Source organism: Burkholderia sp. AU45251, from assembly GCF_030482905.1.
Classification (GTDB): Bacteria; Pseudomonadota; Gammaproteobacteria; order Burkholderiales; family Burkholderiaceae; genus Burkholderia; species Burkholderia aenigmatica.
Genome location: NZ_JAUJQH010000003.1, coordinates 20968 through 39181, shown reverse-complemented (window position 1 = coordinate 39181; position 18214 = coordinate 20968). Strand labels below are relative to the sequence as shown.

At 67.7% G+C, this 18214-nt stretch carries 16 protein-coding genes; 6 read left to right on the top strand and 10 right to left on the bottom strand.

Annotation, left to right across the window (positions count from 1 at the left end; translation table 11 throughout):
* The first annotated feature begins 154 nt into the window (after nucleotides 1-154).
* Nucleotides 155-2788 carry an MMPL family transporter gene (locus QZM67_RS09850; RefSeq protein ID WP_301802275.1) on the top strand — a complete coding sequence of 878 codons (2634 nt, stop codon included), beginning with the start codon at nucleotides 155-157 and terminating at the stop codon, nucleotides 2786-2788.
* Complete coding sequence (locus QZM67_RS09845; RefSeq protein WP_301802273.1) at nucleotides 2781-3752, top strand: VacJ family lipoprotein; 972 nt, start codon at nucleotides 2781-2783, stop codon at nucleotides 3750-3752. Before QZM67_RS09850 ends, QZM67_RS09845 begins: the two co-directional genes overlap by 8 nt.
* 142 nt (nucleotides 3753-3894) lie before the next feature.
* Here QZM67_RS09845 and QZM67_RS09840 read toward each other — a convergent pair whose 3' ends face one another.
* The 5 genes from QZM67_RS09840 to QZM67_RS09820 all read right to left on the bottom strand — a co-directional run bounded on the left by QZM67_RS09840 (nucleotide 3895) and on the right by QZM67_RS09820 (nucleotide 9299).
* The gene (locus QZM67_RS09840) at nucleotides 3895-4551 is read right to left on the bottom strand and encodes a phosphorylase (protein WP_235996324.1); all 657 of its coding nucleotides are present in this window, start codon (nucleotides 4549-4551) and stop codon (nucleotides 3895-3897) included.
* Between the two features lie 51 nt (nucleotides 4552-4602).
* Nucleotides 4603-6576: a squalene--hopene cyclase gene (shc, locus tag QZM67_RS09835; RefSeq protein ID WP_301802271.1), complete on the bottom strand. Its 1974-nt coding sequence runs from the start codon at nucleotides 6574-6576 to the stop codon at nucleotides 4603-4605.
* 15 nt (nucleotides 6577-6591) lie between these two features.
* A complete protein-coding gene (gene hpnE, locus QZM67_RS09830; protein ID WP_301802269.1) occupies nucleotides 6592-7845 on the bottom strand; it encodes a hydroxysqualene dehydroxylase HpnE in 1254 nt (417 codons plus the stop codon).
* A 13-nt stretch (nucleotides 7846-7858) separates the two neighbouring features.
* The gene (hpnD, locus tag QZM67_RS09825) at nucleotides 7859-8707 is read right to left on the bottom strand and encodes a presqualene diphosphate synthase HpnD (protein WP_301802267.1); all 849 of its coding nucleotides are present in this window, start codon (nucleotides 8705-8707) and stop codon (nucleotides 7859-7861) included.
* Between the two features lie 259 nt (nucleotides 8708-8966).
* The gene (locus QZM67_RS09820) at nucleotides 8967-9299 is read right to left on the bottom strand and encodes a hypothetical protein (protein ID WP_175026562.1); all 333 of its coding nucleotides are present in this window, start codon (nucleotides 9297-9299) and stop codon (nucleotides 8967-8969) included.
* Nucleotides 9300-9474: 175 nt separating this feature from the next.
* On the opposite strand from QZM67_RS09820, the gene QZM67_RS09815 reads away from it, so the two are divergent.
* The gene (locus QZM67_RS09815) at nucleotides 9475-10359 is read left to right on the top strand and encodes an alpha/beta fold hydrolase (RefSeq protein WP_301802263.1); all 885 of its coding nucleotides are present in this window, start codon (nucleotides 9475-9477) and stop codon (nucleotides 10357-10359) included.
* A 61-nt stretch (nucleotides 10360-10420) separates the two neighbouring features.
* Here the strand turns inward: QZM67_RS09815 and QZM67_RS09810 are convergent, their stop codons facing one another.
* The 3 genes from QZM67_RS09810 to QZM67_RS09800 are packed head-to-tail and all read right to left on the bottom strand — an operon-like array spanning nucleotide 10421 to nucleotide 12343.
* Nucleotides 10421-11359 carry a GGDEF domain-containing protein gene (locus QZM67_RS09810; RefSeq protein WP_301802260.1) on the bottom strand — a complete coding sequence of 313 codons (939 nt, stop codon included), beginning with the start codon at nucleotides 11357-11359 and terminating at the stop codon, nucleotides 10421-10423.
* Nucleotides 11356-11982: a chemotaxis protein CheC gene (locus tag QZM67_RS09805; protein ID WP_043186272.1), complete on the bottom strand. Its 627-nt coding sequence runs from the start codon at nucleotides 11980-11982 to the stop codon at nucleotides 11356-11358. The genes QZM67_RS09810 and QZM67_RS09805 overlap by 4 nt, the downstream gene beginning before the upstream one ends.
* Nucleotides 11975-12343 (bottom strand): response regulator, encoded by a 369-nt coding sequence (locus QZM67_RS09800; protein ID WP_043186270.1) that lies wholly within the window; start codon nucleotides 12341-12343, stop codon nucleotides 11975-11977. The genes QZM67_RS09805 and QZM67_RS09800 overlap by 8 nt, the downstream gene beginning before the upstream one ends.
* A gap of 421 nt (nucleotides 12344-12764) precedes the next feature.
* Between QZM67_RS09800 and QZM67_RS09795 the strand changes: the two genes are divergently transcribed.
* A complete protein-coding gene (locus QZM67_RS09795; RefSeq protein WP_043186267.1) occupies nucleotides 12765-15014 on the top strand; it encodes a hybrid sensor histidine kinase/response regulator in 2250 nt (749 codons plus the stop codon).
* A 46-nt stretch (nucleotides 15015-15060) separates the two neighbouring features.
* Here QZM67_RS09795 and QZM67_RS09790 read toward each other — a convergent pair whose 3' ends face one another.
* Nucleotides 15061-15615 (bottom strand): NADPH-dependent FMN reductase, encoded by a 555-nt coding sequence (locus QZM67_RS09790; RefSeq protein ID WP_043186265.1) that lies wholly within the window; start codon nucleotides 15613-15615, stop codon nucleotides 15061-15063.
* Nucleotides 15616-15980: 365 nt separating this feature from the next.
* Between QZM67_RS09790 and QZM67_RS09785 the strand changes: the two genes are divergently transcribed.
* Together QZM67_RS09785 and QZM67_RS09780 are read left to right on the top strand one after the other, a co-directional pair.
* Nucleotides 15981-16580, top strand: a complete 600-nt coding sequence (locus tag QZM67_RS09785; protein ID WP_043186262.1) for an RNA polymerase factor sigma-70 — start codon at nucleotides 15981-15983, stop codon at nucleotides 16578-16580.
* Nucleotides 16558-16779 carry a zf-HC2 domain-containing protein gene (locus tag QZM67_RS09780; protein ID WP_175026564.1) on the top strand — a complete coding sequence of 74 codons (222 nt, stop codon included), beginning with the start codon at nucleotides 16558-16560 and terminating at the stop codon, nucleotides 16777-16779. The genes QZM67_RS09785 and QZM67_RS09780 overlap by 23 nt, the downstream gene beginning before the upstream one ends.
* Before the next feature lie 135 nt (nucleotides 16780-16914).
* Here QZM67_RS09780 and arsC read toward each other — a convergent pair whose 3' ends face one another.
* Nucleotides 16915-17274 carry an arsenate reductase (glutaredoxin) gene (arsC, locus tag QZM67_RS09775; RefSeq protein ID WP_301768202.1) on the bottom strand — a complete coding sequence of 120 codons (360 nt, stop codon included), beginning with the start codon at nucleotides 17272-17274 and terminating at the stop codon, nucleotides 16915-16917.
* Nucleotides 17275-18214 lie beyond the last annotated feature (940 nt).

Here is an 18214-nt window from a genome sequence, read left to right as displayed (position 1 = left end):
AATATCCCCTTACTAACCAGCCGGCCATCGGTATCGATTCCGCCGCTGTGAACAAGTCTCCTTCCCTCCCCGAAACCCCCAACGTCACGACCGCCGCCACGCTGCGCCGGTATACTTGGCTACTTTGCCCTTGCCAGCCGCTCCCCACCGCCACATGGTGACATCTCTCATCGTCCGACTCGTTGCATGGTCGGTGCGACGCCCCGTCTGGGTCGTCGTCCTGTCGCTCGTCATCGCCGCGCTCAGCGGCGTCTATGTCGCGCAGCATTTCAAGATCAACACCGACATCAGCAAGCTCGTCGATGCGGAACCGCAATTTGCCGCACTCGGCCAGGCCGTCGATAAAGCGTTCCCGCAACGCAACGGCACGATCCTCGCGGTCGTCGAGGCACCTGCGCCCGAATTCGCGAACGCCGCCGCGCATGCGCTGACCGAAGCCCTGCAGAAGGATGCCGAAGCCGGCCGCATCGGCCAGGTCGCCGAGCCCGGAGGCGGTCCGTTCTTCGAGCACAACGGGCTGCTGTTCCTGTCGCCGCAGGAGGTCACGGATACCACGTCGCAGCTCGCGAGCGCGCGTCCGCTCGTCAATGAACTCGCGAAGAACCCGAGCCTGACCGGGCTCGCCACCACGCTGTCCACCACGCTCGGCCAGCCGCTGCTGACCGGCCAGGTGAAACTGTCCACGATGGCGAAGCTGCTCTCGCGCAGTGCCGCGACGGTCGACGACGTGCTGGCCGGCAAGCCGGCCGCGTTCTCGTGGCGCGCGCTGGTCGACAGCGATGCCGCGCGGCAGCCCGCGCGCGCATTCGTCACCGTGCAGCCGGTGGTCAACTACGGTGCACTGAAGGCCGGTGCGGAAACGAGCCAGGTGATCCGCGACGCGGCCCGTTCGCTCGACCTCGAGAAGCGCTTTGGCGCAGCCGTGCGCCTGACCGGCGAGCAGCCGCTCGCCGACGACGAATTCGCGTCGGTTCAAGATGGCGCGGCGCTCAACGGCGTCTTCACGCTGCTCGCCGTGCTCGTCATCCTGTGGCTCGCGCTGCGCTCGAAGCGGATGATCGGCTCGGTGCTCGTCACGCTGTTCGTCGGCCTCGTCGTGACCGCCGCGCTCGGCCTCGCGATGGTCGGCTCGCTGAACATGATCTCGGTCGCGTTCATGGTGCTGTTCGTCGGCCTCGGCGTCGATTTCTCGATCCAGTACGGCGTGAAGTACCGCGAGGAGCGCTTCCGCGATCCACGCATCGATCACGCGCTGATCGGCGCCGCGCACTCGATGGGCATGCCGCTCGCGCTGGCCACCACGGCGGTCGCGGCGAGCTTCTTCTCGTTCATCCCCACCGCGTATCGCGGCGTGTCCGAGCTCGGCCTGATCGCGGGCGTCGGGATGTTCGTCGCACTGCTCACCACGCTCACGCTGCTGCCCGCGCTGCTGCGCCTGTTCGCGCCGCCGGGCGAATCTAAAACGCCCGGCTTCCCGTGGCTCGCGCCGGTCGACGATTTCCTCGATCGCCATCGCAAGCCGATCCTGATCGGCACGCTCGCGGTCGTGATCGGCGCGCTGCCGCTGCTCGCGTTCCTGCGCTTCGACTTCAACCCGCTGAACCTGAAGGATCCGCACAGCGAATCGATGGCGACGCTGCTCGCACTGAAGGATTCGCCGGAAGCCGCCGTCAACGACGTCACGCTGCTCGCGCCGTCGCTCGCGGAGGCCGACGCGGCCGCGAAGCGCCTCGACGCGCTGCCCGAAGTCGGCCGCACGACCACGCTGTCGACCTTCATCCCCGCCGACCAGCCGGCCAAGCGCGCGGCGATCGCCGCCGCCGCGAGCGACCTGCTGCCCGCGCTGACGCAGCCGGCCGCGCCGCCCGCGACCGACGCGCAGCGCGTCGCCGCACTCAAGCGCGTGTCGGACCTGCTGGGCTACGCGGCCGAAGATCACCCGGGCCCGGGTGCGGCCGCCGCGCAGCACCTGTCCGCGTCGCTCGCGAAGCTCGCCGCCGCGGACGCCGCGACGCGCGACCGCGCCGAGCGTGCGTTCTCCGACACGCTGCGCATCGCGCTCAACCAGCTCGCTTCGCTGCTACAGCCGCAGGACATCACGCGCGAATCGCTGCCGCCGCAACTCGTGCGCGACTGGGTCGCGCCCGACGGCCATGCGCTCGTGCAGATTTCGCCGAAGGTGCCGAAAGGCGTCGACCCGAACGACGACACGATGCTGCGCCGCTTCGCGACGACCGTGAAGGCCGCGGAGCCGGGCACGACCGGCGGGCCAATCTCGATCCTGCATTCGGCCGACACGATCATCAACGCGTTCCTGCATGCGGCACTGTGGTCGATCATCTCGATCACGATCCTGCTGTGGATCACGCTGCGCCGCTTCGGCGACGTGCTGCGCACGCTGGTGCCGCTGCTCGTGTCGGGCGTCGTGACGCTCGAGCTGTGCGTGGTGTTCGGCATGCAGTTGAACTTCGCGAACATCATCGCGCTGCCGCTGATGCTCGGCGTCGGCGTCGCGTTCAAGGTGTATTTCGTGATGGCGTGGCGCGCAGGGCAAACCGGGTTGCTGCACTCGAGCCTCACGCATGCCGTCCTGTTCAGCGCCGCGACGACGGCGACCGCATTCGGCAGCCTGTGGCTGTCGCACCACCCGGGCACGTCGAGCATGGGCAAGCTGCTCGCGCTGGCCCTGACCTGCACGCTGATCGGCGCCGTGGTGTTCCAGCCCGTCCTGATGGGCAAACCGCGCGTCAAACGCGCCAAGAACCAATCGCAAGGAATCAATGAATAAGGTGCGAATCATTGCGGCGACCGTTGCCGCCAGCGCAGTGCTGACCGGCTGCGCGACGGGACCGAACCGCAACCCCAACGACCCGCTCGAGCCGATGAACCGGGCGATGTACAAGTTCAACGACACCGTCGACACGAACATCGCCCAGCCGATCGCGAAGGGGTACCAGAAGGTCACGCCGACGCCCGTGCGCACCGCGATCAGCAACTTCTTCTCGAACCTCGGCGATCTCGGCAACATCGCGAACAACCTGCTGCAGCTGCGCATCACGGATGCCACCGAGGATCTGATGCGCGTCGCGATGAACTCGGTGTTCGGCGTCGCCGGCCTGATCGACATCGCGACGCCGGCCGGGCTGCCGAAGCATCACCAGGACTTCGGCCTGACGATGGCGCGCTGGGGCATGCCGTCGGGCCCGTATCTCGTGCTGCCGGTGTTCGGGCCGAGCACGATCCGCGACGGCGTCGGCCGCGCGGTGGACGTGCGCTTCAACCTGCTCAACTACATCGAGCCGGCGGCGCGCAACCCGATGTATATCGCGCAGTTCATCAGCGCGCGTTCGGACCTGCTCGGCGCCACCGACCTGCTGAAGCAGGCCGCACTCGATCCGTATTCGTTCGTGCGCGACGCGTACCTGCAACAGCGCAAGTCGCTGACGTACCACGGCCAGTCGTCGTCGGCCACGCCGCCGAGCTACAACGAACCGGGCGAACCGGGTAATGCACCCGCGTCGGCACCGGCCGTACCGGGGCTGCCGAACTACGAGGATCCGGGTGAATCGGGCGGCGCCTCGGGCGCCACGCCGAGCAACGCGCCGGCCGCACCGGGATTGCCGCAGTACGACGATCCGGGCGCGGACAATGCGATGCCGGCGAGCGCGCCTGCCGCAGCATCGGCCGCTGCCCCCGCCGCGGCATCGGCAACCGCGCCGGCGACGCCCGCGAGCAGTCCGGCCGCGCAGTAACGCTGCAACGGCCACCGCCGCAAAGACAAAGAGCGCTGCAGTTCGCTGCAGCGCTCTTTTTTTGTCCGCGAGATCGGCGAGATCTACGAAAAGAGGAAAACCGGGAAGGGAAGAGAAGGGCGAGACCAGCGGCGCGTGCCGGTCAGGCGATCCGCATTGCGCCGGCACGCTCGAACGCGTGCCGCGCCTGGATCAGCGTCGTGCGCGCCGCCCGCGCGTCGCTCGCGACCTGCAGCAGCGGGCCGAGCTGCGACGGCTGCTTCAGCAGTTCGCGCAGGATCGGCAGGATCGCCGTGCTGCCGTCGTCGCGCAGGCCGGCCGTCGCTGCGCTCGGCAGCGTGCGCCACGCCGGATCGACGATCGCGCGGCACACCGCGAACGGGACGCCGCGCGCGGCCGCGAAGGCCGCCGCGATATGCGACTCCATGTCGACGGCGAGCGCGTGCTTCGCGCGATGCAGCGACGTCTTGTCCTGTTCGCTGACGACCGGCGAACCGACGGCCGCGATCGTGCCGCGCGTGACGCGCGGCCAGACCGGCGTGTCCTGCAGCGCGGCGACGAGCCGTGCACTCCAGCCCGTATCGGTCTCGACGCGTCCGAATGGCCCGTCGATCGCGCTCGCGATCACGAGTGCGCCGGGCGCCAGGTCGGGCGCGAGCCCGCCCGCCGTGCCGAAGCTCACGATGCCCGCGCAGCCGCGCGCGGTCGCCTCGGTCAGCGCGCGTTCGAGCCGGTCGGCCCGTGCGGCAAAGACGGCCTCGACACCGTCGCCGCGCGCGATGCGCGCCTCGAACGCCATCCCCGTCACGGCGATCACGGGCAACGTGCCGGTGGGTTGCGGCGCCACGCGTTACAGCCCGACCGTCACGCGCGTCGTGTTGTCGCGCTTCAGGTTGCGATAGCGGGCGAGCGCCCACAGCGGGAAGAACTTGCGATAGCCGTGGTAGCGCAGGTAGAACACGCGCGGGAAGCCCGTCGCCGTGAAGCGCGCCTCGTCCCACAGGCCCTCTTCGTTCTGCTCGGCGATCAGGTAGTCGATGCCACGCGCCACCGCCGGGTTGTTCACCTCGCCGGCCGCCATCAGGCCGAGGAGTGCCCATGCGGTTTGCGACGCGGTGCTCGGCGCCTGCTCGAAGCCGCGATAGTTCAGCTTGTAGCTGTCGCCGTCCTCGCCCCAGCCGCCGTCCTTGTTCTGGATCGACAGCAGCCACTGCGCGCCGCGCTTCATGCGCGGATCGTCCGCCGTCAGGCCGGCCGCGTTCAGCGAGCTCAGTGCCGTCCACGTGCCGTACACGTAGTTCATCCCCCAGCGGCCGTACCAGCTGCCGTCCGGTTCCTGCTCCTTGAGCATGTAGTCGAGTGCGCGACGGGCCGGCTCGCTGTTCAGCGGCGTCTCGCCGAGCTGCGACAGCATCGACAGGCAGCGGCCCGACACGTCGGCCGTCGGCGGATCGAGCAGCGCGCCGTGATCCGAGAACGGGATGTTGTTCAGGTAGTACTGCGTGTTTTCCGGTTCGAACGCGCCCCAGCCGCCGTCGCTGCTCTGCATCCCGACGACCCACTCGCGCGCCCGCGCGATCGACTCGCGATAGGCATCGTTCTGCTTGAGTGTCTGCGCGCGCTCCATCGCCACCGCGACCACTGCCGTATCGTCGACGTCCGGGTAGTGCGCGTTCGCATACTGGAATGCCCAGCCGCCGGGCCGCACGTGCGGGCGGCGCGAGATCCAGTCGCCGCGCACGTCGAGGATCTGCAGCGGGCGCAGCCATTCGAGGCCGCGGATCGCGGCGTCCTCGGCCCGCGCGTCGCGCGTTTCGAGCAGCGCATGCGCAGCGAGCGACGTGTCCCACACCGGCGACAGGCACGGCTGGCAATATGCTTCGTCGTCCTGCACGACGAGCAGCTTCTCGATCGACTTGCGCGCGATCGCGCGGTTCGGGTGATCTTCCGCGTAGCCGAGCGCGTCGTACATCATCACCGAGTTGGCCATCGCCGGATAGATCGCGCCGAGGCCATCCTCGCCGTTCAGGCGCTCGTCGACGAACGACACGGCCTGGCGGATCGCGCGTTCGCGCGTGTAGTTCGGGAACAGGCCGTCGACCGCGCGCAGCGCATGGTCGACCACGCGGAAGAACGCGAACCAGCCCGCGCTCTGGTGGCCCTGGCGCGGCAGCAGCCCGGCGTTGACGGGCGGGTCGATGAACAGTTCGTCGATGCGCACGCCGCGCGGGTTCTTCGCGATCGGGCGCTTCGCGTTCAGCACGAGCAGCGGCACGATCACGGTGCGCGCCCAGTACGACACCTTCGACAGGTGGAACGGGAACCACTGCGGCAGCAGCATGATCTCGACCGGCATCATCGGCACCGCGCGCCACGGAATCGCACCGTACAGCGCGAGCTGGATACGCGTGAACACGTTCGACATCTCGGCGCCGCCCATCGCGTGGATGGCACGGCGCGCGCGCTGCATGTGCTCGGCATTCTCGTCGTCGCCGATCACCTTCAGCGCGAAATACGCCTTCACGCTCGCGCTGATGTTCGGCGCGCCGTCGGTGAACAGCGGCCAGCCGCCGTCGGCCTGCTGGATGCGGCGCAGATACTTGCCGATCTTCTGCTCGAGCTCGAGATTCGGCGTCTCGCCGAGATAGTGGACGAGCAGCACGTATTCGGCGGGAATCGTCGAGTCGGCTTCGAGTTCGTAGACCCAGTGTCCGTCCGCGTTCTGCGCGGCCAGCAGCGCGTCGGTCGCACGCGCGACGGCCGTATCGACGCCGGCCGGCACGGTGCCGGCGGACAGGGTAGCCATTTCGGTGAGATCGTTCATCGGTCCCTCTTTTACTTACTGTGTCTGGAGCACGTCCGCGGCCAGCTGGCCGGAACGGATCGCGCCCTCGATCGTGGCGGGCAAGCCGGTGGCAATCCAGTCGCCTGCCAGCACAAGATTGGTCCAGCGCGTACGCACGGCCGGACGCTTCATTTCCTGCGACGGCACCGCCGCAAAGCCCGCGCGCGGCTCGACGACGAGCTGCCACGCGGGAATGGTTTCCGGGTTCGCGCCGGTCACGCGCGCGACGTCTTCCCAGATGCGCCGCGCGAGCGTGTCGCGCGGCGTGTCGAGCCAGCGGCCCGCGTCGCGGATCGTCGCCGCGAGCTGGCCGCCGCCGGTGCGCACCGCATCGACGACGCCGTTCACGACGGCCGTCTGCAGCGCGTTGCCGGCCGGCGCTTCGACCGCGAAATACGCGGTCACGACCGCGCTGAACGTATCGGGCGCGGTGAGTTCGGGCACGAGCGGCTGCGCGACCTCGGGCGGCACGGCCAGCACGACGGCGTCGCCCGGCGCGAGATCGACGCGCTCGCCGCCGACCGAGACCGCGTCGACCGCATTGCCGTGCGCGCCGAATTCGAACGCGTCGAGCCGCGAGTTCAGCCGGATCTGCGCGCCGCCGTGCTGCAGCATCCGCAGCGCCGGTTCGACGAAGGCGCTGCCGAGACCGTGGCGCGCGACGAGCGGACGGCAGCCGGGCCCGCCCGCGGCAAACGTGCCGTACAGCGCCGCGCGCGCGAGTTCGGCACTCGCATGGCGCGGCTCGACGTTCAGCACACCGAGGAAATACGGCCGCAGCCAACGTTCCCACAGCATGCCGTCGCAGCGCATCGTCTGTGCGAGTGAACGGCCCATGCGCGCGAACGCGAGCGGGGCGAGCGCGAGATAGTCGAGCGGCGTCGTGTCCGGCGCGCGCGACGCGGCATCGAACAGCCACGACGGCCAGCGCCCGTTGCCGAAGCGCAGCGTCCAGCGCTGCTGCGACGCGACGTCGACGACCGGGATTTCAGGCAGCGCGGGCCCCGCGAGCTGGTCGGCTGCGCCGATCGCGCGCAGGTAGCGCTGCGTCGCGGGCTGTCCCGCGAACACCGTGTGCAGCCCGCTGTCGAGCGTCGTGTTCAGCGTCCCGTCGAACCATGAGCGGCAGCGTCCGCCCGCCTGTGCGTGCGCGTCGTGCAGCACGATGCGTCGCCCGCGGCGTTGCAGTTCGACCGCGGCCGACAGGCCGGCAAGGCCGGCGCCGATCACGTGGACGGTCCTGGGCATCGACTCGGTCGGCTCAGAACAGCGCGTAGCGCGCGGCGATCATCAGCATGCGCGCCTTCGGCTTGCGCAGCGGTGCGCGCGGGAAGGCAAAGCCGCGTGCGATCGCGGCTTCGAGAATGCAGCGATACGCACCCGACATGATGCGCGGCGCCTTCACCTGCGCACGCGGACAGGTATCCATCACCGCGTCGGCCTGGCGGAAATGCTCGAGTGCGCGCTCGACCAGCGTCGCGCACACGCGCGGCAGCGCCGGATTGCGCACGATCGTCGCCGGGTCGGTGATCGCGATGCCTTCGCGCGCGAGCAGCTCGCGCGGCAGGTAGCAACGGTTGATCGCCGCATCGTCGTCGATGTCGCGCAGGATGTTGGTCAGCTGCAGCGCGCGGCCGAGGTGATGCGACAGCGTGATCCCTTCGGCTTCCGGCATCCCGAAAATCCTCACCGACAGCCGGCCCGCCGCGCTCGCCACGCGATCGCAGAAGAGGTCGAGCGTCGGTTCGTCGGGCGCGCAGATGTCTTCAACCGCATCCATCGCCATCCCGTCGATCATCGCGTGGAAATCGTCGCGCTGCAGGTTGAACGCGCGGATCTCGCGGTCGAGCGCGGCCAGGTGGCGCGGCGGGCGGCCGGCGAAGCACGCGTCGATGTCCGCGCGCCAGCGATCGAGGCCCGCGTTGCGCTCGGCGCGCGGCAGGTCGCTGTCGGCGATGTCGTCAACCGCGCGGCAAAACGCGTAGACCTGGAACATCGCGTCGCGCTGCACGGCCGGCAGGATGCGCATCGCAAGATAGAAAGAACTGCTCGATGTGACGGCAGCGGCGTCGGTTTCTTGTTCGTCCACGACGGAATTGGAAACGGCCAAGACGAGCTCCACGGAGACACCCACGCGGGGCGATTGAAGAAGCCATGCCCGGCTGGGATGGTCAGGGTGTCAAATGCGTGCGAGATATGCGAACGATCGACGCAGACAGGCACAAATTACCGGCCGGAAGCCGGAATTGGGCGAAAGTATAGCAATCTTTGAAGTTCGATGGCGGACACGCGCCGGGTGCGACGGCGTGCCGGAAGCCGTTGACAGGCAAGCGCGTCCGGCCTGGGCGGGTACAGGCGCCGGCGGCGCGTCAGCCGTAAACGATGTCGCGCTGCAGGTCGAGCGCAATGAGCCCCATTTCGCGGGTGAGCTGCAGCATCGAGCGGCGTTCGAGGCGCGAGCCCATGAAACTCGTCACGCGGCCGTCGGGCTCCGCGGTGTACTGGAATGTCGCGCCTCCGGTGCCGAACCACGCGCCCGGCACATCGGGCGATTCCTGCCAGTCGATCTGCGCGAACACGCGCGCGATGCCCGCGCGCACCAGGTCGCCCGGGCCGATGGGCGGCGCGATGTCGCCGAGGTCGTCGAGCGAATAGGGGCCGGGTTTGTCCGGCTTCCGGTAGAAGAGATAGTCGACGTTCATGGGGCGCAATCGCTGGCAAAGCAACAAATTAGCGTGCTTCGCGATAAATTCAAATCAGATATGGACGAAATGTGGCCTGCACGAGACAAGAGGGACAGATCCAAACCGGCTCGTCTGGGCGCATGCAGGTTCGTCTAAGATGACACCTTTCTCAAAATATCGATACCCGGACACCATGGAGACGAACGCAAGCGCCACCCCGCAGTCCGATCATCCCGTTTTCGTGCTCGTGCACGGCGCCTGGCACGGCGCGTGGTGCTACGCGCACGTTGCGGCCGCGCTGGCCGCGCGCGGCCACCTGTCGATCGCGCGCGACCTGCCCGCACACGGCATCAATGCCCGCTTTCCCGCTTCCTACCTCGCACGCCCGCTCGACCCGGATGCGTTCGGCGCCGAGCCGTCGCCGGTCGCGAACACGACGCTCGACGATTACGCCACGCAGGTGATGCAGGCGGTCGACGACGCCTACGCGCTCGGCCACGGCAAGGTCGTGCTCGTCGGGCACAGCATGGGCGGCCTTGCGATCACGGCGGCCGCCGAACGCGCGCCGGACAAGATCGCGAAGATCGTCTATCTCGCGGCCTTCATGCCCGCGTCGGGCGTGCCGGGCCTCGACTACGTGCGCGCGCCCGAGAACAAGGGTGAAATGCTCGGCCCGCTGATGCTCGCGAGCCCGCGCGTCGCCGGTGCGCTGCGCATCGATCCGCGCAGCGGCGACGCCGCGTATCGCGAGGCCGCGAAGCGGGCGCTGTACGACGACGTGCCGCAGGCCGACTTCGAAGCCGTCGCGAACCTGATGACCTGCGACGTGCCGGCCGCGCCGTTCGCGACCGCGATCCCGACGACCGCCGCGCGCTGGGGCGCGATCGACCGCCACTACATCAAGTGCCTGCAGGATCGCGTGATCCTGCCCGCGCTGCAGCAGCGCTTCATCGACGAAGCCGACGCGTTCACGCCCGGCAACCCGACCCACGTGCACCAGCTCGACAGCAGCCATTCGCCGTTCATGTCGCAGCCGGCCGTGCTGGCCGGCGTGCTGGCCGATATCGCGAAGAGCTGAGCGCGGCACGCGCATCCGCTCCGCGCGCAGCGGGGCGGGGCAGGCGCGATCCCGGGTGCGCCTATGCGTAGGCGACCGAACGGTCGCGCCCGAGCCGCTTCGCGCGATAGAGCGCGGCGTCGGCCTCGTTGACGAGCACGTCACTGGTCGGCGCGCCGGTCTTCGCACACGCGCCGCCGACGCTCGCCGTCACCGGCACGCTGACGCCCTCGGCATCGACCGGCATGCTGCCGATCGCATCGCGCACCTTGTCGGCGACGAGCATCGCCTCGTCGAGATTCGTGCACGGCAGCAGCAGCGCGAATTCCTCGCCGCCGAAGCGGCCGAACGTATCCTGCGCCCGCACGATCGACGCGACGCGCCGCGCCGTCTCGCGCAGCACGGCGTCGCCGGCCGCATGCCCGAACCGGTCGTTGATCGTCTTGAAGTGGTCGAGGTCGAACAGCAGCACCGACATGTCGCCGCCGTAGCGCTGCCAGCGCGCGAATTCGTCGCCGAGCCGCGCCTCGAAGAAGCGCCGGTTCGCGATGCCGGTCAGGCCATCGCGATTCGCGTGTTCGCGCAGCTTCGCGACCGCTTCCTCGCGCTCGCGCTGCATCACGCTCACATGCGTGACGTCCGAGATCGTCACGCACACGGCTTCGACGTCGCGGCCGCGCGTGAGCGGCATGAACGTGCAGTCCTGCTGCATGTAGTCGACGCCGCCCGTGATCGGCCGGTCGTGCTCGAAGCGGAACAGGTAGGGCCGCTGCTCCCACGAGCTGAACGCGAAGCTGCCGAGCTGGAACACGCTCTCGAGCTTGCGGGACAGCCATGCGCGCGGCAGATCGGGAAAGCAGTCGAACAGGTTGCGGCCGATCACGTCGGCGGCCGGGATGCCGCTGTGGTCCTGCATGAAGCGATTCCACATCAGGACGGTCATCGCGCGGTCGAGCACGAACAGGCCGAAGCCGACCCGCTCGATCACGAGGTCGCTCAGCGACGGGGTAGCGGCCGTCATAGCGCGGACAGCAACGCGTCGAGCGCGTCGCCCATCAGGCGGATCGAATCCTCGGCCATCAGCATCACGAAGTGGGCCCGGAACGCGTGGTCCTCGAGCCCGAAGTTCACCTCGAGCAGCAATGCAACGCTCCATGCCAGTTCGGTCGGCTGAAATACGTCGTCGAACGACACGTTCGCGCCGAGCAGCCCCGGCGGAAAGAACACGGGTTTGCGGCCGAGCTCGTCGAGGATCGACGCGACGCACGCGCCCATCAGCACGTTCGCGACGTCGAACACGACTTCGTCGGGCGTCGCCATCCCGCCGTACACGCCGTCACCGAACGTGCGGTCGACGACCGACATCAGCCGCGCGATGCCCGCGGTGCGGCACAGCACGATCGCCTCGCCCTTGATATCGGAACGGAAGCCCTGGCGCACGGCGGTCACGTTGTCGTGGATGCCCGTCATCTCGCGCAGCGCATCGCCCGCGTCGGCCGCTTTCACGACCCGCACGCGCGGCACCGACAGCTCGATGAAGTGCCCGAGCAGCAACGCGAGCCGCGCGGCGGCGCGGCCCATTGCAAGATTGGCGATCTCCTGCAACGCGTCGCGTTGCTCCGCCGTGAACACCGAGTCAGGCATACAACCCATACTCCTTGAGAATGGGCAGCAACGCCTCCGACGTCACGGGCTTGGCAACGAATGCGATCGCGCCCAATTCGCGCACGCGTGCTTGCGCCTGCGGCTGGATATCGGCGGATACCACGATCACGAACGTGTTCAGATCTTCGTGGCGCAGTGTCTCCAGGACCTGATAGCCGCTCATGTCGGGCATCGTCAGGTCCAGAAACATTACGGAAGCTTTGCCGTCACGATAGAGCGCCAGGGCCTCTCGACCATTCGCGGCATACGCGACATCGACGTCCCAGCCTCCCGGCAGCGCCTTTGTCAGAAGTTTGCGAGCGAGCAGCGAATCGTCGGCAATTACAATCGGCAAAGACATGGGGCGATGCGGTATACGGAGTGGTCTCTCTCGCGTTAACGACCGCGCGGCGCATTTCTTGAGGCGCCATGCGTTCGGGCACGGGCAACCGCCTGGCGGCCGCGCGCGGGCGCATATATCTGTCATAGGGAAAGCAAGGCGCGATTCTCTGAGTAAACCAGAGGCGATGCAACTCGCCATATTCACCATTTCGAACAGAATCGATCCAAACGCACGCCATTCCGAAAACAGCCGCGACCATTTTCGAGATAAGCACGCAAAATTTTTCCTTGTGTACGTTTGCGCTGCCGGATTCGTCGCGTTTTCAATCTGACAATTTCCCCCTGTCGGAATCGACAGGGTTACTGGCGTCCGGGGCCGTGCAGCGGGCCGTCGCAACTCGTTTATGATGGCAGGCACCTCCGCCTCACCCGCTTCTTCGATGACGTCCGACCGGCCCGCCGACTCCCACGCTCCCGCCTCCCCACCCGCCGACGACTGGCAGGACGACGGCAACTATGCGGCCGGTGCGCCCGAGCACGATTTCGCGGTGCGCCGTGTGACGCTGATCGTGCTGCTCGTCGCGGCGATCGTGCTGCCCTGCATCTACGTCGTGGTGATGGCGTACAGCGACCTGAAGACGCGCGAAGCCGCCGCAAGCGACGTGACGATGCGCACCGTGCGCGTGGCCGAGGAGCACGCGCTCAAGGTGTTCGACCTGAGCGAAACGCTCGATGCGCGCATCGTCGATCTCGTGCAGGACATGGACGACGCGACCGTGCGCAACCGGGAATCCGACATCCACGAAGCGCTGAACACGATCGGCGGCGGCTATCCGCAGGTGGCCGCCGTATCGATCTTCGGCGCGAGCGGGATGCTGCTCGCGAACAGCCTCTACTATCCGGCGCCCTATGCGTCGATCGCGAACCGCGACGACTTCGCCGGCATCCGCGACGGCAAGGTGATCGAACACATCTCGCGGCTGATGATGGGGCCGCTCAAGCTCGAGAACATTCCCGTGTTCAACACGGGCGTCGCGCGACGCCATAGCGACGGCTCGTTCGCCGGGATGGTGTCGATCGCGCTGAAGTCGTCGTATTTCAACGCGTTCTACCGCGACCTGCTCGGCGGCGCCAGCACGCCGATGACGATGGCGCTCGCACGCTCGGACGGCGCGGTGATCGCGTCGTATCCGCCGCCGCCCGCACTCGCGCACACCGATCGCGCGGTCACGTTCGGCGACGCGCGCAACGATCCGCGCGCCGGCGTCGTGCGCGTGCGCCACGACGGCGCGAGCAGCGAGATCGTCGCGTATCGCCAGGTCGGCAGCTATCCCGTCTATGTGACGTGCGCGTACCGCACGTCGGCAATCTGGCGTGAATGGTACGAACACCTGAGCGTGCTGTTCATCTCGATGTTCGCGCCGTCGATCGCGCTGTGGTCCGTGATCTGGCTGTCGCTCAAGCGGCTGAAGGCGGAAGAGGAGGCGTGGGACCGCTGGCAGGCCGAAGCGTCGATGCGGCGCTCGATCGAATCGGCGTACCGACAGTCGCGCAAGATGCAGGCGCTCGGCAACCTCGTCGGCAGTGTCGCGCACGACTTCAACAACCTGCTGATGATCATCTCGAGCAACGTGCAGATCGTGCGGCGGCGCGGCGTCCAGCATCTCGACAAGGAACTCGGCGCGATCGAACGCGCGCTGAAGAACGGGCAGTCGCTCACGCGCCAGCTCCTCGGCGTCGCGCGCAAGCAGCCGCTGCACAACGAGACGATCGACGTCGGGCAATGGGTCGGTACGTGCCGCGAACTGCTGAAGACGTCGCTCGGTTCGAAATCGTCGCTGGTCGTTGCGATCGAGCCCGGCGTCTGGCCGATTCGCGTCGACGTCGCGGAGCTCGAACTCGCGGTGATCAACCTCGCGGTCAACGCCCGCGACGCGATGGCGGCCGGCGGCCGCTTCACGGTCGGCGCGCGCAACGTGACGCTGCGTCGCGAAGACGGCTTTCCGCTGACCGGCGATTTCGTGCAGATCGCGCTCGACGATACGGGGTCGGGCATGGCGCCCGACGTGCTCGCGCGCGCGTTCGAACCGCTGTTCACCACGAAGGCGCAGGGGATGGGGACAGGGCTCGGCCTGCCGCAGGTGTTCGCGTTCTGCGAACGCTCGGGCGGCCTCGCGACAATCGACAGCGCGGTCGGCGCCGGCACCTCGGTGCGCCTCTACCTGCCGCGCGCACGCGCCGAGGATGTCGTCGCGCGTCCGCCGGCGATCGCGCACGACGCGGGGGCAGGCGCGCTCGCCGGCCTGCACGTGCTGCTCGTCGAGGACAACAGCGAAGTCGCGGCCGGCACCGAAGCGCTGCTGTCGCTGCTCGGGCACCGCGTGACCTACGCGCCCACCGCCGACGACGCATTGCGCCTGATCGAGGGCGCAGCCGCGAACGACGCGTTCGACCTCGTGATTTCGGATATCCACATGCCGGGCAGCCTGAACGGCATCGACCTCGCCGAAGCAGTCGACAAGCGGCCGGAGAAGCTGCCCGTGATTCTGGTCACGGGTTACGCGGAGGAGCTCGACCGCACGCGCACCGTCAACGTCCGCGTGCTGTCGAAGCCGTTCGACATCGCGCTGCTCGACGAGATCCTGCTGGGCATCCGCGAAGCGCGTGACGCGCGGCACGCCGGCACGTGACCCGCTGCGTGCGGGCCGGCGCCGGCGGCATGAACGGGTGCGACGCTCAGGCCGACTTCAGCAGGCGCACCCAGCCCGTGTAACGATCGACGAAGCCCTGCAGAAACTTGCGGGTGTCTTCGCTCAAGATCTGGCCCTGGTCGTCGATGCGCGCCGGATCGTGCTTGATGAACATCTCGGGCTGGCCGAGCGTCTTCACGTCGAGGTACGCGAGCACATTGCGCAGGTGCTGCTGCGCGAGGGCGGTGCCCGTCGCGCCCGGCGACGTGCCGAGCACTGCACCCGGCTTGCCCGACCACGAGTTGGAACCCCACGGGCGCGAACCCCAGTCGATTGCATTCTTCAGCACGCCCGGAATCGACCGGTTGTACTCGGGCGTGAAGAACAGCAGCGCGTCGGCGGCTTCGATCGACTGCTTGAAGCGCTTCGCAACTTCCGGGAAATCCGAGTCATAGTCCTGGCTGTACAGCGGCAGCTCGCCGATCTCGACGAACTCGAACGAAAAATCGGCGGGGGCGAGCGAGATCACGGCGTGCGCGAGCGCGCGGTTCCACGAAGCGCGGCGCAGGCTGCCGACAACCACAGCAATGCGATAGGACATGGCATTCTCCTTCCGGTGAGTGAGGAATCGGATCGATTGATTCCGAACGAGCGACAAAGGTCTGTTTATAGGCAAGCCAGCCCGCGAACCGTCCCACGGGGCCGTCCGGCCGACTTTCCACAAGGTTTTCCACAGAAATTGTGGATAACTTGGCCGTTATGTTCTGACGTTACAGATTGCCCGCCGCGGGTCATCGCGGACACGCGACACAGGGTTCGGCAAGCATAGCGCAGCGCGCCGGCCGATTTCGTGAATTCGCGACGGAACATGCATTGCAGCCCGGCACGGCGCCCAGTAAGCTGCTCGCACCGCGACGCGCCTGCTGGGCGGCGCAAGTGCCCTTGCATCGAGACACGCAACCAGACATGCCGTCCGCCTACGACGACCCCGCCTATCTCGCGCAACTGCGGCGCGACCTGCTGCGCTTCGCGCGACTCCAGCTCCGCGATGCCGATGCGGCCGAAGATGCCGTGCAGGAAGCGCTCGCCGCCGCGTGGTCGCATGCGGGCGATTTCGCGGGGCTGTCGGCTCACAAGACCTGGGTGTTCGGCATCCTGCGCAACAAGCTGATCGACGTGCTGCGCGCGCGGCAGCGGACGGTGAGCCTGTCCGCGCTCGATGCCGAGCTCGACGGCGAATCCGTGCTCGATCGCGAGCTGTTCAAGGAAAACGGGCACTGGGCCGCGCATGCGAAGCCGCGGCCGTGGCCTCGCCCCGAAACGCTGTTGCAACAGCAGCAGTTCTGGGCGCTGTTCGAGGCGTGCCTCGATCACCTGCCGGAGCAGATCGGGCGCGTATTCATGATGCGCGAATTCCTCGACGTCGAGATTATGGACATCTGCAGCGAATTGACGCTGACGACGAATCATTGCAGCGTGCTGCTGTATCGGGCGCGCACGCGCCTGCGAACCTGCCTGAGCGAACAAGGACTGACAACCGAAGATGCTGCCGGGGAAATGTACTGACGTGACGCGACTGCTGTCGGATGCGCTCGACCGGCATCTGACCCTGCATGAGCGGCTGCAGGTGCGCGTACACCTGCCGACCTGCAGCGGCTGCAGGGCCTATCGTGGGCAGATCGCGCTGTTGCGGACGGCCGCGAAAGCAGCGGCGGGACGGGGGCCTTCCCCGGATGATGACGGTGCGTCGTCCGGGGACAGCTAAGCCTGGATCGCGTGACTGCCGATCGTCAGGGCGGTGGTGGCGTGCTGCCCGGCGATCGGGCTAGCTTCGATTGCCGATGCTTGTGCGAACACGTGTGCCGGGCTGACGCAATCAGAAAAATACGGCGGGCAAGAATTATTCGAACAGCGCCTGCACGGATTCGGGCGGCCGGCCGATGGCGGCCTTGCCGCGATAAACGACGATGGGCCGCTGCAGCAGAATCGGATGAGCGGCAATTGCCGCATAGGCTTCCACATCGGTCAGATCGGCGCGGGCGAGATTCAACTCCTTGTACGGCGCCTCACCGTCGCGCAACATGTCGCGAACCGGGCGGCCAAGCTGCCGATGCAGCGCTTCCAGTTCCTCGACCGTCGGCGGTGTCTTCAGGTACTCGACGACATTCAACGGCGCACCGGTGGTATTCAGCGACTCGACCAACGCAAGCGTCTCGCGCGACTTCGAGCATCGGGGGTTGTGGTAGATCGTGATCATCATTCAGGCCAAGAGGGGAGAGCCCTGTATTGTAGCCAGTCCGCATCGGGGGCCTGGCGGGGCAGTCGGTGCGGGATCAGGCCTGGATTCGCTGCTTCATAGAGGCAGGTGAATAAAACGGAGCGATGAACCGTGAGAGGGGAGTGCTGTTCGGGATGCGCGTCAATGAATCAATGGGTTTATGCGCATAAAGGTGGGCCGGACGCTATCGCGGGGCGGTGAATAAATGTCCGCACGCCAGATCAATACGATGGGTGTTTCGGACCGTAAAGGATGCTGGCGGGGGTGTCGTAGGTTGGTTGGTTTATGCGCATAAAGCGTGCGATTGCAGAGTGAGGTAGCTCGCTATTCACGGTGCGGTGCGTGCGGACAACTCGGCGTGTCGGTGCGCTGCCTGTGTCGGTGCGCTGCCTGTGTCGGTGTGCTGCCTGCGTCGGTGTGCTGCCTGCGTCGGTGTGCTGCCCTGTGTCGGTGTGCTGCCCTGCGTCGGTGTGCTGCCCTGCGTCGGTGTGCTGCCCTGCGTCGGTGTGCTGCCCTGCGTCGGTGTGCTGCCCTGCGTCGGTGTGCTGCCCTGCGTCGGTGTGCTGCCCTGCGTCGGTGTGCTGCCCTGTGTCGGTGTGCTGCCCTGCGTCGGTGTGCTGCCCTGCGTCGGTGTGCTGCCCTGCGTCGGTGTGCTGCCCTGCGTCGGTGTGCTGCCCTGCGTCGGTGTGCTGCCCTGTGTCGGTGTGCTCCCTCGCAGGGGATATCGCCGCGCGCGGGATTCCGGCGCGGTCGAGATGTGATCCTTCGCCGCTCGCCGTCTATCGCTCACGGTTTATGCGCATAAACGTAGCGCCCGGACAGTGCGCCGTACCGACGTACGCGGGTTCAGTGGCACACCTCGATCCTGCGTCCCCCGGCGGGGCGGGGCGCACCGCTCACAACTCACTCTCTGAAACGCCGG

Bases quoted from the DNA above. Each gene is read 5' to 3' on its own strand.
- QZM67_RS09845 (WP_301802273.1), top strand. From the start codon at position 2,781: ATGAATAAGGTGCGAATCATTGCGGCGACCGTTGCCGCCAGCGCAGTG.
- QZM67_RS09805 (WP_043186272.1), bottom strand. From the start codon at position 11,982: ATGCCTGACTCGGTGTTCACGGCGGAGCAACGCGACGCGTTGCAGGAG.
- QZM67_RS09795 (WP_043186267.1), top strand. From the start codon at position 12,765: ATGACGTCCGACCGGCCCGCCGACTCCCACGCTCCCGCCTCCCCACCC.
- QZM67_RS09790 (WP_043186265.1), bottom strand. From the start codon at position 15,615: ATGTCCTATCGCATTGCTGTGGTTGTCGGCAGCCTGCGCCGCGCTTCG.
- QZM67_RS09820 (WP_175026562.1), bottom strand. From the start codon at position 9,299: ATGAACGTCGACTATCTCTTCTACCGGAAGCCGGACAAACCCGGCCCC.
- QZM67_RS09850 (WP_301802275.1), top strand. From the start codon at position 155: ATGGTGACATCTCTCATCGTCCGACTCGTTGCATGGTCGGTGCGACGC.
- hpnE (WP_301802269.1), bottom strand. From the start codon at position 7,845: ATGCCCAGGACCGTCCACGTGATCGGCGCCGGCCTTGCCGGCCTGTCG.
- QZM67_RS09840 (WP_235996324.1), bottom strand. From the start codon at position 4,551: ATGGCGTTCGAGGCGCGCATCGCGCGCGGCGACGGTGTCGAGGCCGTC.
- arsC (WP_301768202.1), bottom strand. From the start codon at position 17,274: ATGATGATCACGATCTACCACAACCCCCGATGCTCGAAGTCGCGCGAG.
- QZM67_RS09800 (WP_043186270.1), bottom strand. From the start codon at position 12,343: ATGTCTTTGCCGATTGTAATTGCCGACGATTCGCTGCTCGCTCGCAAA.
- QZM67_RS09810 (WP_301802260.1), bottom strand. From the start codon at position 11,359: ATGACGGCCGCTACCCCGTCGCTGAGCGACCTCGTGATCGAGCGGGTC.
- QZM67_RS09785 (WP_043186262.1), top strand. From the start codon at position 15,981: ATGCCGTCCGCCTACGACGACCCCGCCTATCTCGCGCAACTGCGGCGC.
- QZM67_RS09780 (WP_175026564.1), top strand. From the start codon at position 16,558: ATGCTGCCGGGGAAATGTACTGACGTGACGCGACTGCTGTCGGATGCG.
- shc (WP_301802271.1), bottom strand. From the start codon at position 6,576: ATGAACGATCTCACCGAAATGGCTACCCTGTCCGCCGGCACCGTGCCG.
- QZM67_RS09815 (WP_301802263.1), top strand. From the start codon at position 9,475: ATGGAGACGAACGCAAGCGCCACCCCGCAGTCCGATCATCCCGTTTTC.